Origin of the sequence: Actinoplanes sp. NPDC020271, assembly GCF_044388125.1 — a bacterium.
Lineage (GTDB): Bacteria > Actinomycetota > Actinomycetes > Mycobacteriales > Micromonosporaceae > Actinoplanes.
In genome coordinates this window covers 69,130-84,411 of record NZ_JBIRWQ010000019.1, presented here as the reverse complement: position 1 = coordinate 84,411, position 15,282 = coordinate 69,130, and the positions used below count along the sequence as shown (strand labels likewise).

Below are 15,282 nucleotides of genomic sequence, written 5' to 3'. Positions count from 1 at the left end.
GCCCATCCCTCCGGACGTCTGAGCCGGCCCACCGCACACGCTCGCAGGGCCCCGCTCACTCGTCTGCCCGTCCTGGAGGTCGCCCGATGACTCCTGCCCTTCGCACGTCCCGAAGGCCGTTGCGCACGCTGCTGGCCGCCCTCTGCGCCGCTCTGCTGGTGGCCGCCGTCGCCACGCCGGCCGCCGCCCAGCCCGCCGCGCCGAAGCCCGCACCAGCCGCCCCGCACGTACCCGGGTTCGGTGCCGTGGCCCGTCCAGCGGCCACCCGGCCGGCCCCGCTGCCACGGCGCTCCGGCAAGGTGGCGGTGCAGACCGCGAACACGCTGGGCGCGCGGGCCGCCGCCGTGGCCGGCAACGATCGGGTGGCGCTACGGGCGCTGGTCGTGGCGACCAACGCCGACGACTTCGGCGTGCCCACCTGGAAAACCACCCTGGACCGGGTCGGTGCGGCCTACGACGTGCTCTACAGCGCCGACACCGCGGTCACCACCAACACCCTGGTGCGCGCGGACGGCACCGGTAAGTACAACGCGATCCTGCTGACCAACAGCATGCTGCTCTATGCCTCGGGCGGCGCCTACCTCAACGGCCTGGACAGCACCGAGTGGAACCTGCTCTGGGCCTACGAGCGCAACTTCGGTGTCCGCCAAGCCGCGCTCTACACCAGCTACGGCTCCTGGCCCGAGGACTACTGCCTGCGCTCGGCCGGCGAGACGTCGGTCGGTGACACCCCGCTGAACCTGAACCTGACGACGGCCGGTGCCGGGGTCTTCGACTACCTGCGGGCGGACGTCACCGTCCCGATCACCCAGTCGTACGTCTACCGCACCTCGATCGCCACCGGGTGCGCCGCCGACGCGATCGCGACCAGCGGCAGTGACGTGCTGGGCGTGCGCACCACCTCGGCCGACGGCCGCGAGCGGATCGCGCTGACGTTCACCTCGAACCAGTACCTGGTGCAGTCCGACCTGCTGGTCTACGGCCTGTTCCGGTGGACGACCAAGGGCCTGTTCCTCGGTGAGCAGCGGCATCACCTCAACGTCGACGTCGACGACTGGTTCAACACCGCCGACCACTACTACCCGGACGGGCACGTCGAGTACACCCCCGGCTACCAGGTCTCCGGGCACGAGGCGGTCAACCTCAACTCCCAGCAGGCGGCGCTGCGCACGACGTACCCGCTGGCCTCGGGGTTCACGTACAACCTGGCGTTCAACGGCGCCGACATCGACCCGTTCGCCGGGAACACGTGCAGCCCGGACGGCGGGATCGACCAGCTCACCGCGACGACCAAGTGCCTGGCCGGGAACTTCCGGTGGCTGAACCACACGCTCAACCACCCGGAACTCAACCAGACGGACTACGCCACGACGTACGCGGAAATCCTCGACAATCGCAACGCCGGTGCGGCAATCGGGCTGGCCGCGCCCGACGACGTGCTGAAGACCCCGGAGTACTCGGGGCTGGGCGTCTACACCGTGGACCCGAACGACGACACCGGGGTCCCGGTCGATCACGGGCTGGCCGGGTCGAACCCGAACCTGCTGCAGGCGGCCAAGGACCTGGGCGTGAAGTATCTGCACGGCAACATGTCGTTCGCCAGTCACCAGCCGCCGCACCTGAACGCCGGGATCGTGCACCCGCTGGAGCCGAGCCTGTCGGTGGTGCCGGACTGGCCGACGAACATCGCCTACTTCGTGACCACCCCGGAGGAGGAGACCGCGTTCTACAACTCCTTCTACGGGCCGAACGGCAGGTTCCCGTACTGGCCGACCGACCGCACGTACGCGCAGATCGTCGACTACGAGGCCGGGGTCGGCCTGCAGCACGTGGCCGCGGGCGGGATCAATACGCACACGTTCCACATCGCCAACGTGCACGACTACGGCAGTGGGCAGAGCCTGGTCAACGACTGGGTGACGACGGTGGCCGCCAAGTACAGCTCGTACTACGCGGTGCCGCTGCTCAACGAGACGTGGTCGCAGATCGGGGCGTACACCAGCGTGCGCACCGCCCACTTCGCGCAGCTCGCGGCCGGTGCCGACGCGGTCTACGACCGGGTGGCGGGCACGGTGACGGTCAGCTCGCCGCTGGCCGGAACGCTGCAGGCCGGCGGTGTGCAGACGACGAACACGACGACGTACGGCAGTGACCGCACCACCGAGGTCACCCTGACCGCCGGAACTCCGGTGACACTGCCCGCGGCGCCGCGGGTCTGATCGGCGGCCGGCGCGGGAACGGGGGCCGCACGTGCGCATCGCACTGGTGTCGGAGGGGACCTACCCGTTCGCCATGGGTGGCGTCAGCATCTGGTGTGAGCAGCTCATCCGGGGCATGCCGGACTACCGCTGGCAGGTAGTGGCGCTGACCGTGGACGGCACCGAGGAGCCGGTCTTCCCGGTGCCGGGCAACCTCGACCGGGTGCAGTCGATCCCGCTGTGGGGTGGTGGTCCCGACGACCACCGCCCCCGGCGGGCCGGGCGGGGGCGGCCCGGTGCCGCGTTCACCGACTCGTACGAGGTCTTCCTGCGCGCACTCGTCACGCCGCTGGAGACCACCTCGCCCGAGGAGGGCGCCACCAACCGGGGCCTGTTCCTGCTGGCGCTGCGCGGGTTCTACGAGTACGCCGCCGCCGGTGGTGACCTCGGTGCGGCGCTGATGTCCAACGAGGCGCTCGGCATGATGATCGACGCCTGGGGCGACCTGCGCGTCTCCGACAGCGAGCCGGCGCCGACACTCGCCGACGCGCTGCAGGCGACGTGGCTGATCGAGCACATGTTGCGGCCGCTGAGCGCGCCGGTGGTCGAGGCCGACATCGTGCACTGCTCGATGAACGGGCTGTCCACGCTGGTCGCGATGACCGCCAAGTGGCGTTACGAAACCCCGTCGGTGATGAGCGAGCACGGCATCTACCTGCGGGAACGGTACATGTCGTATCTGGAGGGCGACGCGTCGCACGCGGTCCGGGTGCTGGTCCTCAGCTTCTTCCGGTCGCTGGCCGGGGCGGCGTATCTGACCTCGGACGTGCTGGCGCCGCACTCGGCGTACAACCGGCGGTGGCAGTTGCAGAACGGCGCCGAACCGGAACGCATGTGGACCATGTACAACGGCGTCGAACCGGCCGAGTTCCCGGCGGCCATCGGCGAGCCGGAGACGCCGACGATCGCGTTCATGGGCCGGATCGACCCGCTCAAGGACCTGCACACGCTGATCCGCGCGTTCGCCCTGGTACGCGCGGAGATGCCGGAGGCCCGCCTGCGGATCTTCGGCGGCACGCCGGCCGTCAACCGGTTCTACCACGAGTCGTGCGTGCAGCTGATCGACGAGCTCGGGCTCACCGGCGCCGCGGTGCTGGAGGGGCGGATCGGCAACGCCGTCGACGCCTACCACGCGGGCAGCATCGTGGCGCTGACCAGCATCTCCGAGGGCTTCCCGTACACCGTGGTGGAGGCCATGGCGTGCGGGCGGCCGACCGTGTGCACCAACGTCGGCGGGGTGGCCGAGGCGGTCGGCGACACCGGGATCGTGGTGGCGCCGCGCGATCACGCCGCGGTCGCCCAGGCCTGCCTGACGCTGCTGCGCGACGACGAGCGGCGGCGCAACCTCGGGATCGCGGCCCGGCAGCGGGTCCTCGACCACTTCACGCTCAGCCAGTCACTGCAGATGTACCGCAACGTCTATGAGGGCCTGGTCGTCCCGCTGACCGCCGGGGCAGAAGCGCGGCACCTGCGCGGGCTCGGCGAGGTGTCGCGATGAGCGGACTCGCGAGCCGGTCCCCACGGCGACACCACAGCGAAACAGAGGTGTCGCGATGAGCGGACTCGCCAACCGGTCCCCACGGCGACACCACAGCGAAACAGAGGTGTCGCGATGAGCGGCGGAGATGTGGAAACTCCGCAGGTCACCGCGGGGAAGAAGCCACCGCGGCAGCATCCGGCCGGGAAGCGGTTCACGGCCGGGGAGCACCCGGCGCCGGTCCTGCACCCGGTGGTGCTGCCCCAGATCTCCACCGACCCGCTCGACGAACTGGTCGACCGGCTGCGGCCCCGGCTGCGCCGCGCGGTCGACGGGCTGCAGGTGGCCGCCGCGCTGGAGGCGGACGGCTGCACCGACCGGATCGCCCGGGTCGAGTACGGCTTCACCGACGTGTTCGTGCTGGCCGACGAGGTTTTCCGGCGCCTCGGCCCGCAGGCCCTGGAGGATTCCGGGCCGCCCGCCCGAGCCCGCGGCCGGTGGGAGACCCTGCGGGTGCTGGCCCACGGCCCGCTCTACGCCCTGCCCAGTGTGGTCTTCCCGGCCGTGCTGGCGGTGCTCGGGCAGCGGTCGCTGGTGCTCGCCCTCGCGCTGGCCGGCGGGCTGGGCTGGATGTACTCCGGCACCGCGGCGTACGCGGCCTACAAGCTGCTCGGCGCGTACCGGCCACGCGCGGCGGCCGTGCTGCTGGCCCGGACCACCCTGGCCGGGCCGCTGATCGGCGCGGCGGCCGGTGCCACGGTCGTCGCCGTCACGGGCGGCGGGACCGCGCTGATCCTGCTCACCGCCGGTCAGCTCGCGTATCAGATGGCCGGGACCGTGCTGGTCTTCTACCGCCAGGAGGGCCGGCTGGCCGCGACCATGCTGCCCGCGGTCGTGGGCGGCGGCGTCTACCTGATCGCCGGCGCACCGGCGCGTCCGGCGGCGATCGCGTCCGCGGTGGCCGGGGTGCTCGCGGCGTACGTCGTCGCGCTCGCGTCGACCCGCGGCCGGGGCGAGCGCGACGAGCTGCCCGGCGGTCCGGTCCTCACCACCTGGCGGCGAGGGATCACCGGGGTGACCTGCTACGGGCTGTGCTCGGCGACGCTGCTGCTGCACGCGCAGGCGCCGTACCTGCTGACGCGTTTCGACGTGGCGGCCGCGGCGGCACCGCTGATCCTGGTGATGGGCTTCGTCGAGTGGCGGGCCGAGCACTTCCGCGGCGCGGTCGTCGGGCTGACCCATCGGATCGGACGGCCGGCCGATTTCCGGGCGGCGGTCTGGCGGCGCATCCTCGGCGACACCCTCGCCTGCCTCGCCGTGACCGTGGTGCCGGCCATCGCGCTGCTGGGCTCGCTGGCCGCGATCGGGAAGCTCACCGCCGCCGGGATCCTCATGACGGCGGCCCACGTCGTGCTCGGCGGCGCCTATCTGACGGCGTTCCTGCTGGCCGGCTTCGAACGGCACCTGTGGCTGTGCCTGTCCCTGCTGGCCGCGATCGCGGTGCACGTCGGCGGAGGTGTGCTGCTCGGCGCCGGCCCGATCGTCGACCCGCCGGGTTCGGCCACCGTCGACACGGCGCTCTACCTGGGCAGCGTCCTCGGGCTGCAGGCCCTGTTCCTGATCGGCCTGGCCCCGCTGGTGAGCCAGGCACGCCACTACCGGTAGATCGACGACTGGGAGGTAGATCTGCGATGCACGCGGTCATTCTCGCGGGCGGCAAAGGGGTACGGCTGCGGCCGTACACCACCACGCTGCCGAAGCCACTGATGCCGATCGGCGACAACCACGCGATCCTCGAGATCGTGCTGAACCAGCTGGCCGACTGCGGTTTCCGCTCGGTCACGCTGGCCATCAACCATCTCGGCCCGCTGATCCGGGCGTACGTCGGTGACGGCGCCCGCTGGGGGTTGCGCGTCGACTACGTCGAGGAGGACCGGCCGCTCTCGACGGTCGGGCCGCTGTTCAACATCCGGGACAGTCTGCCCGAGCACTTCCTGGTGATGAACGGCGACGTGCTGACCGATCTCGACTACGGGGATCTGCTGCACCGGCACGAGCTCGCCCGCACCGGGCTGACCGTCGCGGTCGCCGAACGAACCCACAAGATCGACTTCGGGGTGCTGGACGTGGAGTCGACCCGGATCGTCGGCTTCCGGGAGAAGCCGCACCTGCGCTATCAGGTCAGCATGGGCGTGTACGGCATGTCGCGGCGCACCCTCGCGCCGTACCAGCCCGGCCGCGCGTTCGGCTTCGACCAGCTGGTGCTGGATCTGCTCGCCCGCGGCGAGTACCCGGACACCTACCCGTTCACCGGGTTCTGGCTCGACATCGGCCGCCCCGAGGACTACGACGAGGCCAACCGACGGCTGGCCGAGCTCAGACCAGTGTTGTTCCGCCAGCGCCAAGAGGAGCCCGTCTGATGTCACGAGTGCTGTTGTTCGGATCGTCCGGTTTCATCGGCGCACACGTGCGGGCCGCTCTGGAGGCCGATCCCGGCGTGCGGGAGCTGATCAGCCCGGGCCGCGCCCGCTACGACCTGGTCGAGGGCGACCGCGACGGGCTGACCGGGCTGTTGCGCGAGACCGCGCCGGACTCGGTGATCTGCTGCGTCGGCCGGCTCGGCGGCACCAACGAGGAACTGATCCGCGCCAACACGCTGGTCGCGGCGAAGCTGCTGGACGCGGTGGAGGCGGCCGCGCCGGGCACCCGGCTGGTGCGGCTCGGCTCGGCCGGTGAGTACGGCGTGGTCGCCCACGGCCACGCGGTGACCGAGAACGATCCCACCGAACCGATCGGCGCGTACGGCATCAGCCACCTCGCCGGCACGCGACTGTTCGAGCTGGCCGCCCGTACCGGCCGGGTCGACGCCGTGTCGGTGCGCGTGTTCAACCCGATCGGGCCCGGACAGTCCGCGGAGAACGTGCTCGGCCGGGCGCAACTGCGGCTGCGGGAGGCGGCACAGTTGGGTGCGTCCGAGATCGTGCTCGGGCCGTTGGGCGCGTACCGCGACTTCGTCGACGTCCGGGATCTCGCCGCGCTGCTCTGCTCGGTGGTGCTGACGCCGAGCCTGCCGAGCCGGATCTACAACGCCGGCAGCGGTGCGGCGGCCCCGGTCCGTACCGCCGTGCAGTTGCTGGCCGAGCAGGCCGGGTTCACCGGGGAGATCCGTGAGCACGGCAGCGGTCCACAACGCTCGGCCGCCGTCGACTGGATCCAGGCCGACATCAGCCGGGCCCGCACCGAGCTCGGCTGGACGCCGGCCGTCGACCTGGCCACCACGATCAAGGACATCTGGGCCGCGGGGGCACCGGGGTGATCCCGGCCCGGGTCGCGTGGCTGCTCGCCGCGGTCGTCACGATGGTGGCGATTGCCGTGGTGGCGCTCTTCGCTGTCCGGCCGGCGACGCGGGCGGGCCGGGGCCGCGGGACTCCCACGGTCGTACCGTCGCCATCGTCTTCGCCTCCGAACGTGCAGTCCTGGGCTTATCAATTGCAGGACTACCCCGGTGGCCGCCTCGACGAACTCGCCGCCGGTCCGTTCCAGACGGTCGTCGTCGACCTCGCTCGCGACGCCGGAAGCGACTATTTCTCCGCTGCCGAAATCACCCGGTTGCGTGCCACCGGGAAACGGGTCCTGGCGTATTTCGAGATCGGCAGCATCGAGGATTTCCGGCCGGAGTACCCGGTGCTGCGGCGGGAGGCGCCCGGCCTGATCGCCAACGAGTGGTCCGAGTGGCCCGGGGAATTCTTCGTCCAGTACTGGGATCAGCGCTGGTGGGACCGGGTCGTGCGGCCGCGGGTGGACCAGGCGTTGAAGGCCGGCTTCGACGGGGTCTACCTGGACACTCCGCTGGCCTACGAGGAGCTGGACCTGTCCGCCGCCCAGGGTCGTGACCGCGACCAGCTGGCCCGGGCGATGGCCGACCTGGTGGAGAGGATCAGCCGGTACGCCAAGCAGCGCCGGCCCGGTTTCCTGATCGTGCCGCAGAACTCCCCCGAGCTGCGCCGGCAGCCCGGGTACACCGCCGCGGTCGACGGCATCGGCATGGAAGAACTCTTCTTCGAAGCCACCGACGAGCGCTGCACCGCCGACTACTGCGCCGAGAACCTCGCCGAGACCCGCGCGCTGCGCGACAGCGGCAAGTTCGTGCTCAGCGTCGACTACGCCACCCGGCCCGCCGACGTGCGCGCCGCCTGCGCCCGCTACCGGGCCGAACACTTCACCGGGACGGTCACCGTCGTCGACCTCGACCGCACCGCCCCGCCCTGCACGTGACCGCCACTCTCTGGAGGAGAACCACATGCCCATGACGATCGGGGTCGTCGGCCTCGGCTACGTCGGCCTGACGCTCACCGCCGCTCTCGCCGACAAAGGCTTCACGGTGTACGGCGCGGACGCGTCACCGCAGGTCATCGACACCCTGTCCCAGGGCCGCTCGCACATCTTCGAACCCGGGGTGGAGGACATCTTCGCCGCCGGGATCGGAGTGCGGATCCACGTCGCCGCGCAACTCCCCCAGGGTGTCGTCGACGTCGCCGTGATCAGCGTGTCCACCCCCGTCGACGACGCCACCCGCCGCCCCGACCTGACCAACCTGGCCGCCGCCGCGCGCGCCGTCGCGGCCACCTGCCGACCGGGCACGCTGGTGGTGGTCCGCAGCACCGTCCCGGTCGGCACCAGCCGCAAGATCGTGCTGCCCGCACTGCGCGCGGCCTGGGGCGACGACGTGAAACTCGTGATGGCGCCCGAACGCACCATCCAAGGGCAAGCGCTGCGCGAACTCGTCGAGCTGCCGCAGGTGATCGGCGGACTCGACCCGGCATCCCGGCGGGCGGGCGTGGAGTTCTTCGCCGGGCTCGCACAGAGCATCGTCGAGGTGTCCAGCCTGGAAGCGGCCGAACTGGTGAAGCTCTCCAACAACTGCCACACCGACCTCATCTACTCGTACGGCAATGAGGTTGCTCTGATCGCCGAGCAGCACGGCCTCGACCCGTTGGAGGTGCTGCGCGCGACCAACGTCGACTATCCGCGGCCCGACCTGGCCAAACCCGGGTACGTCGGCGGTGGCTGCCTGTCCAAGGACCCGTACATCATGCTGGACAGCGCCGGCGACTACCGACCGTTTCTGATCAGCCGGGCGCGCGAACTCAACGAGTTCCTGCCGGTCCACGTCGCCGACACCGTCGTGCGGCTGCTGCGCGAAGCCCGCGGCGACACGCACGGCACCCGGCTGGCCGTGCTCGGCTGGGCCTACAAGGGCTGGCCGCCCACCGACGACATGCGCGGCACCCCGATCGCCGCCATGATGCCCGCCCTCACCGCCGCCGGCATCACGGTCACCGGCCATGACCCCATGGTCAAACCCGAGACCATCCGGCAGTACGGCGGGGAACCGGTCAGTCTCGACAAGGCGTTCACCGACAGCGACGCGATCCTGGTCATCAACGACCACCCGGACTACCGCGCGATCGACGTGACCCGGATGCTCGGCGACGCCCGACCGGCGCTCATCTTCGACTCGTGGCGGATCCTCGACGGTGCGGCGATCCGCGCGGCCGGCATCCGCTACGCCGGCCTCGGCTACCTGCCGCGCGTCCAGGAGGCGGCCGCGTGAGCGCCCTGCTGCTCGGTGGTGCCGGGTTCATCGGACTGCACCTGGCCCGGCGACTGCTCGGCGACGGCCACGAGGTCACCGTCGTCGACGACTTCTCCCGCGGCCGGCACGACACCGACCTCGACGAGGTGCGCGCCCACCCGGACGCACGGATCGTCTCCGCCGACCTGACCGACCCGGCCACGTACGCCGCCCTGCCGCACCGCTGGGACCAGATCTATCTGCTCGCCGCCGTCGTCGGCGTCCGCAACGTCGAACAGGACCCGGCCCGCGTCGTCCGCGTCAACACGCTCGTCGCGATGCACCTGCTCGACTGGGTGGCACCGGGCGAACGGGTCTTCTTCGCCTCGACCAGCGAGGTCTACGCCGGGGGTGTCGACGCCGGTGTGGTCGACGTGCCCACCGCCGAGACCGTGCCGACGATGATCTCCGACATCACGGCACCCCGATTCGCGTACGCGGTCAGCAAGCTCCTCGGCGAAGCCGCGTTCCTGCACACCGCCCGGGCGCGCGGCTTCGACGCGGTCGTGGGCCGCTTCCACAACGTCTACGGGCCGCGGATGGGGGCCGACCACGTCGTACCGGAGATGTCGCTGCGCGCGGCCGGTGGCGAGGACCCGTTCCGGGTGCCCGGCGCCGACCAGTTCCGGGCGTTCTGCCACGTCGACGACGCGGTCGAGGCGATGGTCCGGCTGATGGCCGTCCCCGACGCGGCCGGGCAGATCGTGCACATCGGCAACGACCGCGAGGAGACCAACATCGGTGATCTGGCCAAACTGGTGCTGCGGGTGGCACAGGTCAGCCCGGCCATCGAGACCAGCCCGGCGCCGCCCGGCTCGGTGCACCGGCGCTGCCCCGACCTGAGCCGGCTGCGGCGGCTGACCGGCTACGAACCGACGGTCACCCTGGAGGAAGGCGTCCGGTCCACGTTCGCCTGGTACCGCGACCACGGGCGGCCGGCATGACCGAGCGGCCGCCGATCTGGTTCTACTACGGTGAGGGGCGGCTCGTCGACCTGGCCAAGTACTCCAAGGTCGTACTGCAGCCGGAGTTCTACAACCCGGGCGAGCTCACCTATCTGAGCGGGCAGGGCGTGCGGACCCTCGGCTACCTGTCACTGTCCGAGGATCACGGGCCGCCCGCGCCGTGGCACCGCGCCGAGCGCAACCCGGACTGGGGCGGGGCGTACGTCCACGTCGGCCACCCGCAGTGGGTGGAGCAGGTGGTCGGCAAGGCGCGAGCCGCCGTCGACGCCGGGTTCGGCGGGCTGTTCCTGGACCAGCTCAACGTCGAACTGACCTTTCCGGAGGACGTGCCGCACCTGCTCACGCTGATCGCCGCGATCCGCAACGAGGCCAAACCCGGATACCTGCTGGCCAACCGCGGGTTCGGCATGCTGCCGCAGCTCGGTGAACTCGTCGACGGGGTGCTGTTCGAGTCGTTCTCGGCACGCTGGACCGACGACGGGTATGCGCCGTGGCCACCGGACGTGCTGGAATTCCATGCACAGATCGCCGAGCAACTGCTGCAGTTGCAGGTCGACCTGTACGCCCTCGACTACGCCGACAGCCCCGGTCTGACCGACTGGGCGGTGCGGCGGGCACGGCAGTTCGGGATGCACTGCGCGGTCAGCGACCGGGCCCTGTCCCGGGTGTAAGAAGCGGTCGGTACCAGGAGGACACGCATGCTCGCTCGGGTACGTGCGCTGTTGGCCATGGTCGTTGTCCTCGTGATCGTCGGCGGCGGCCCGGCCACGCCTCCCATGGCCGTGGCCGGGGCCGCCGATTCCGCCACCGGCCCGCCCGTGGTGCTGCCGAGGATCGACTGCGCGGCCCTCGCCGGGCAGGACCTCTCCGGAACGGCCGGGGCCCCGGCCGTCATCGCGTCCGCGACGGAGACGACCTCGCCCGACGGATCGGCGTCCTGCGAGGTCAAGGGCACCGTGGCGCCGCAGATCCAGTTCGACGTGTTCCTGCCGGCCACGACGTGGCGGCAACGCTATCTGCAGCTCGGGTGCGCGTCACTCTGCGGGAACATCGACTTCTACGCCGACGCGTCCGACGGGTGCGTGCCGCTGAACCGGGGCGACTTCGTGCTGGCCACCAACAACCAGGGACACGTCGGGGTTTCCGGATTCGACGCGACGTTCGGGGCCGACCCGCAACTGCGGGTCGACTTCGGCTACCGGGCCGACCACGTCGTCGCGGTCGTCGCCAAACGGGTCATCGCGCTCTACTACGGGCAGGGGCCGCGGTACTCGTACTTCGACGGCTGCTCGCAAGGCGGCCACGAAGGGCTGACCGAGGCGCAGCGCTACCCGCACGACTTCGACGGCATCGTCGCCGGCGCCCCGGCGTCGATTCTGACCTCGCTCATCGTGTGGTCCACGGGCTGGCACGCCACGGCCAACACCGACGCCCACGGCCGGCCGGTCCTGACCGCGGCCGAACTGCCCGTGTTGCACGCCGCGGTCCTGCGCGAATGCGACGCCCGCGACGGACTGGCCGACGGGCAGATCGACGACCCACGGGCCTGCGCGTTCGACCCGGGGAGCCTGCGCTGCGCGACCGGGACCGACAGCGCCGGCTGCCTCACCGGGGCGCAGGTCGAGGCCGTACGCAAGCTGTATGACGGACCACGCGACGAGCGCGGCCGGCTGATGTACCCGGGCGGCGAACCCGTCGGCTCGGAGGCGAACTGGGCCCGGTGGGTCACCCCGACCGCCGACGGCGCCCCGGCCGTGGCCGCGAACAACGCGACGAACGCGCTGAGATACCTCGCCTATCCGGGCGCCCGGCCGTCGCTGACACTGCGCGACCTGCGCTACGACTCGGCGACGTTCCGCGAGATCTACCAGCGGGCCGGCATCTACGACGCCACCGACCCCGACCTGACCGCCTTCCGCGCCGCGGGCGGGAAACTCCTGCTCTGGCACGGCTGGGCCGACCCGGCGATCACCCCCTACGGGACGATCGCCTACTACCACGCCGTGGTCGAACGCATGGGCGGGACGGCGGCGACGCAGAAGTTCGCCCGCCTGTTCATGCTCCCGGGCGTCGCCCACTGCGGTGGCGGTCAAGGGCCGGACGCGATCGACGCGCTCACACCCACCCTGGACTGGGTCGAGAAGGGCATCGCCCCCGACCGGCTCGTCGCCACGCAACGCCAGGACGACGACACCGTGGTACGGACCCGGCCGGTCTACCCCTATCCGGCCGTCGCCCGTTACGACGGCAGCGGCAGCACCGACGACGCGGTGAACTTCGCACCGGCGGCGCCGCCCACCCGGTACCGGGACGACATCGCGTGGCGGGGATCGTTCCGCTCCGGCTACGAACAGACCTGCGAATGGCGCGACGGCCACTGGATCTGCACCCCGGCCCGGAAACCGAGCTGACCGCCCGCCACGGCTCGCCCGGCCGGACCAGTCCGGAGCCGGCCGCGGAGCCGTACCTACGGCTCCTGACCAGTGGTGACGGCGAGCGGGAACCGTACGCCGGTCAGCTTTTCCGACATCGACCACAGCCGAGCCGCGAGTTGTTCGTCGCGCGCGGTCGCGGAGCGGTTGATCAGCTCCGGGTCGCCGATCATGTGGGCGAACCGGCTCGGCCCGGTGAAGCTGTCCCCGGGCAGGTCGGCGGCAGCGGCGTAGAGGACGGGCAGTGCACCCTGCTCGGGGCTCTGCCCCAGCGAGCGGGCGATGAACCGGCTGACCGCGCCGGCCTGGGCGTAGATCTCGGTACGCACCAGCCCGGGGTGGGCGGCCATCGCACGCACCGGAGAGCCGGCCCCGTCCAGGCGGCGTTGCAGTTCCGCGACGAACAGCATGTTCGCCAGCTTGGACCGGTTGTAGGCCGGCGACTGCTTGTAGGGGCGACGCTCGCTGTTCAGGTCGTCCAGGTCGAGGCGGCCCATCCGCTCGGCCTGCGACGCCAGGCTCACCACCCGGCCGGTGACCTGCGGCAGCAGCAGGTTGGTCAGAGCGAACGGCCCGAGGTGGTTGGTGCCGAACTGCAATTCGAACCCGTCGACGGTACGTCGTAGCTCCGGGGCGGTGATCCCGGCGTTGTTGATCAGCAGGTCGATCGGACCGGTCCAGCCGTCGGCGAACGCCCGCACGGACGACAGGTCGGCCAGGTCGAGGCGGCGCACCTCGGTGGCGCCGGTGATGGTGCGGGCGGCGGCCTCGCCCTTGTCGGTGTTGCGCACGGCGAGCACGACCCGGGCACCGGCGGCGGCCAGGGCGCGGGACGTGGCCAGGCCGACACCGGAGTTGGCGCCGGTGACGATCGCGGTCCGCCCGGTCAGATCGGGGAGGGTGAATGTGGCCATGGGAGGACTCCGTTCAGTGCGTGATTGCACTCAGTGGCATCACGATAGAACGATGATGCCACTGAGTGCAATCACGTAAACTGTGATCCATGGCGAGATGGGAACCCGGCACGTTCGAGCGCCTGCGCGCCGCGGCGCTGACGCTCTACGACGAGCAGGGCTTCGAGAAGACGACGGTCGCGCAGATCACCGAACGAGCCGGGATGAACCGGCGCACGTTCTTCCACCACTTCGCCGACAAACGCGAGGTGGTCTTCGCCGGCCAGGACCAGTCGGAGGAGTTCATCGCCGCCGAGATCCGCAACCAGCCCGAAGGAACCGACCCGCTGCACGCGGCCGTGGCCGGCCTGGCCGCCGCCGCCGACCAGATCTACGAACAGTTCCGCGACGGCGCGGTCCTGCTGGGCCGGGTCATCGCCGCCAGCCCCGAGCTGCAGGAACGCGAGCTGGTCAAACGATCCACGCTCGCGGCCCGGATCGCCGCCGCGCTACGCGAACGCGGCACCGCCGAGACCGCCGCGACCGTCGCCGGCTGGACCGCGGTGGCGATCTTCTTCGTCGCCCGCAACCAGTGGAACCAGCCCGGAAACGAGCACACGCTGGCCGACCTCATCACCACGACCCTGCAGGAATTCTTGAGCGCCACCCGGTCCACACCCTCAAGAACTCCCTGATGCCCTCAGCCCCGGACGCGGCGCAACGCCCGGCAGCGAGCACCGATCCACGGCCTGCCGCGCCGCCTGCTCCGGCCCTTCCGGCACCCTCGGGAGGTGACCTCGCTCTCCTACGTGATGTAGGTTTGCCGGGGTTCACGGCGGGCACTTCGGCTGGGCCGGACGCCGCTGGAGAGGATCCCCCGCCGATGACCTTCCTCGACCCGGAGTGGCTGATCTCGACGTTCGGCCTGGTCGGCATCCTCGGGATCGTGTTCGCCGAGTCCGGTCTGCTGATCGGTTTCTTCCTGCCCGGCGACTCGCTGCTGTTCACCGCCGGTCTGCTGATCGCCGGTGGGACGTACCTGCACCAGTCGCTCTGGCTGATGTGCCTGCTGGTGTCGATCGCGGCGGTCGCCGGTGACCAGTGCGGCTACCTGTTCGGGCGCCGGTTCGGGCCCAGCCTGTTCCACCGGCCCGACTCGCGGCTGTTCAAGCAGGAGAATCTGAGCCGGGCGCGGGACTTCTTCGCCAAGTACGGCGCGCGGTCGATCGTCCTCGCGCGCTTCGTACCGATCGTGCGAACGTTCACGCCGATCGTGGCCGGGGCGAGCCACATGCGTTACCGCAGGTTTCTGCTCTTCAACGTCATCGGTGGCACGCTGTGGGCCTGCGGCGTGACGATTCTCGGCTATTTCCTCGGGCAGATCGCCTTCGTCAAGTCGAACATCGAATTCATCCTGATCGGGATCGTCGCCGTGTCGGTCATCCCGATCGCCGTCGAGTTCCTGCGCAGCCGCAAGCGGACCGCCAGGCGGTGACAGCCGTCGCGCGAGGTCTGGTCGCCGCGCTGGGGGCGGTCGCGCGAAGGCGGTGACAGCCGTCGCGCCAGGTCTGGTCGCCGCGCTGGGGGCGGTCGCGCGAAGGCGGTGACAGCCGTCGCGCCAT

13 protein-coding genes are annotated in these 15,282 nt (G+C 71.1%); 12 read left to right on the top strand and 1 reads right to left on the bottom strand.

The window, feature by feature from the left end; all coding sequences use genetic code 11:
- The first annotated feature begins 86 nt into the window (after positions 1-86).
- From ACH442_RS33005 to ACH442_RS32960, 10 genes are all read left to right on the top strand, one after another.
- The gene (locus ACH442_RS33005; protein WP_396342058.1) at positions 87-2,219 is read left to right on the top strand and encodes a hypothetical protein; all 2,133 of its coding nucleotides are present in this window, start codon (positions 87-89) and stop codon (positions 2,217-2,219) included.
- Positions 2,220-2,250: 31 nt separating this feature from the next.
- A complete protein-coding gene (gene pelF / locus ACH442_RS33000) occupies positions 2,251-3,756 on the top strand; it encodes a GT4 family glycosyltransferase PelF (protein WP_396342057.1) in 1,506 nt (501 codons plus the stop codon).
- Between the two features lie 114 nt (positions 3,757-3,870).
- Positions 3,871-5,400 (top strand): hypothetical protein, encoded by a 1,530-nt coding sequence (locus ACH442_RS32995; protein WP_396342056.1) that lies wholly within the window; start codon positions 3,871-3,873, stop codon positions 5,398-5,400.
- Between the two features lie 26 nt (positions 5,401-5,426).
- Complete coding sequence (locus ACH442_RS32990) at positions 5,427-6,155, top strand: sugar phosphate nucleotidyltransferase (RefSeq protein ID WP_396342055.1); 729 nt, start codon at positions 5,427-5,429, stop codon at positions 6,153-6,155.
- The gene (locus ACH442_RS32985; protein WP_396342054.1) at positions 6,155-7,051 is read left to right on the top strand and encodes an NAD-dependent epimerase/dehydratase family protein; all 897 of its coding nucleotides are present in this window, start codon (positions 6,155-6,157) and stop codon (positions 7,049-7,051) included. The genes ACH442_RS32990 and ACH442_RS32985 overlap by 1 nt, the downstream gene beginning before the upstream one ends.
- 152 nt (positions 7,052-7,203) lie before the next feature.
- A complete protein-coding gene (locus ACH442_RS32980; RefSeq protein ID WP_396342053.1) occupies positions 7,204-8,010 on the top strand; it encodes an endo alpha-1,4 polygalactosaminidase in 807 nt (268 codons plus the stop codon).
- A 25-nt stretch (positions 8,011-8,035) separates the two neighbouring features.
- The gene (locus ACH442_RS32975; RefSeq protein ID WP_396342052.1) at positions 8,036-9,349 is read left to right on the top strand and encodes a nucleotide sugar dehydrogenase; all 1,314 of its coding nucleotides are present in this window, start codon (positions 8,036-8,038) and stop codon (positions 9,347-9,349) included.
- Entirely contained in the window at positions 9,346-10,314 is a 969-nt protein-coding gene (locus tag ACH442_RS32970; RefSeq protein ID WP_396342051.1) for an NAD-dependent epimerase/dehydratase family protein, read from the top strand. The genes ACH442_RS32975 and ACH442_RS32970 overlap by 4 nt, the downstream gene beginning before the upstream one ends.
- Positions 10,311-11,006, top strand: coding sequence for a hypothetical protein (locus ACH442_RS32965; RefSeq protein ID WP_396342050.1), 696 nt, complete (start codon positions 10,311-10,313; stop codon positions 11,004-11,006). The genes ACH442_RS32970 and ACH442_RS32965 overlap by 4 nt, the downstream gene beginning before the upstream one ends.
- Positions 11,007-11,033: 27 nt before the next feature.
- On the top strand, positions 11,034-12,746 hold the full coding sequence (locus ACH442_RS32960) for a tannase/feruloyl esterase family alpha/beta hydrolase (protein ID WP_396342049.1): 1,713 nt from the start codon (positions 11,034-11,036) through the stop codon (positions 12,744-12,746).
- Positions 12,747-12,802: 56 nt separating this feature from the next.
- Here the strand turns inward: ACH442_RS32960 and ACH442_RS32955 are convergent, their stop codons facing one another.
- Entirely contained in the window at positions 12,803-13,681 is an 879-nt protein-coding gene (locus tag ACH442_RS32955) for an oxidoreductase (RefSeq protein ID WP_396342048.1), read from the bottom strand.
- 89 nt (positions 13,682-13,770) lie between these two features.
- Between ACH442_RS32955 and ACH442_RS32950 the strand changes: the two genes are divergently transcribed.
- Positions 13,771-14,355, top strand: coding sequence for a TetR/AcrR family transcriptional regulator (locus tag ACH442_RS32950; RefSeq protein ID WP_396342047.1), 585 nt, complete (start codon positions 13,771-13,773; stop codon positions 14,353-14,355).
- 125 nt (positions 14,356-14,480) lie between these two features.
- Complete coding sequence (locus ACH442_RS32945; protein WP_396342046.1) at positions 14,481-15,155, top strand: DedA family protein; 675 nt, start codon at positions 14,481-14,483, stop codon at positions 15,153-15,155.
- Positions 15,156-15,282: the final 127 nt, after the last annotated feature.

Bases quoted from the DNA above. Each gene is read 5' to 3' on its own strand.
- ACH442_RS32975 (WP_396342052.1), top strand. From the start codon at position 8,036: ATGCCCATGACGATCGGGGTCGTCGGCCTCGGCTACGTCGGCCTGACG.
- ACH442_RS32965 (WP_396342050.1), top strand. From the start codon at position 10,311: ATGACCGAGCGGCCGCCGATCTGGTTCTACTACGGTGAGGGGCGGCTC.
- ACH442_RS32995 (WP_396342056.1), top strand. From the start codon at position 3,871: ATGAGCGGCGGAGATGTGGAAACTCCGCAGGTCACCGCGGGGAAGAAG.
- ACH442_RS32955 (WP_396342048.1), bottom strand. From the start codon at position 13,681: ATGGCCACATTCACCCTCCCCGATCTGACCGGGCGGACCGCGATCGTC.
- ACH442_RS32960 (WP_396342049.1), top strand. From the start codon at position 11,034: ATGCTCGCTCGGGTACGTGCGCTGTTGGCCATGGTCGTTGTCCTCGTG.
- ACH442_RS32985 (WP_396342054.1), top strand. From the start codon at position 6,155: ATGTCACGAGTGCTGTTGTTCGGATCGTCCGGTTTCATCGGCGCACAC.
- ACH442_RS32950 (WP_396342047.1), top strand. From the start codon at position 13,771: ATGGCGAGATGGGAACCCGGCACGTTCGAGCGCCTGCGCGCCGCGGCG.
- ACH442_RS33005 (WP_396342058.1), top strand. From the start codon at position 87: ATGACTCCTGCCCTTCGCACGTCCCGAAGGCCGTTGCGCACGCTGCTG.
- ACH442_RS32990 (WP_396342055.1), top strand. From the start codon at position 5,427: ATGCACGCGGTCATTCTCGCGGGCGGCAAAGGGGTACGGCTGCGGCCG.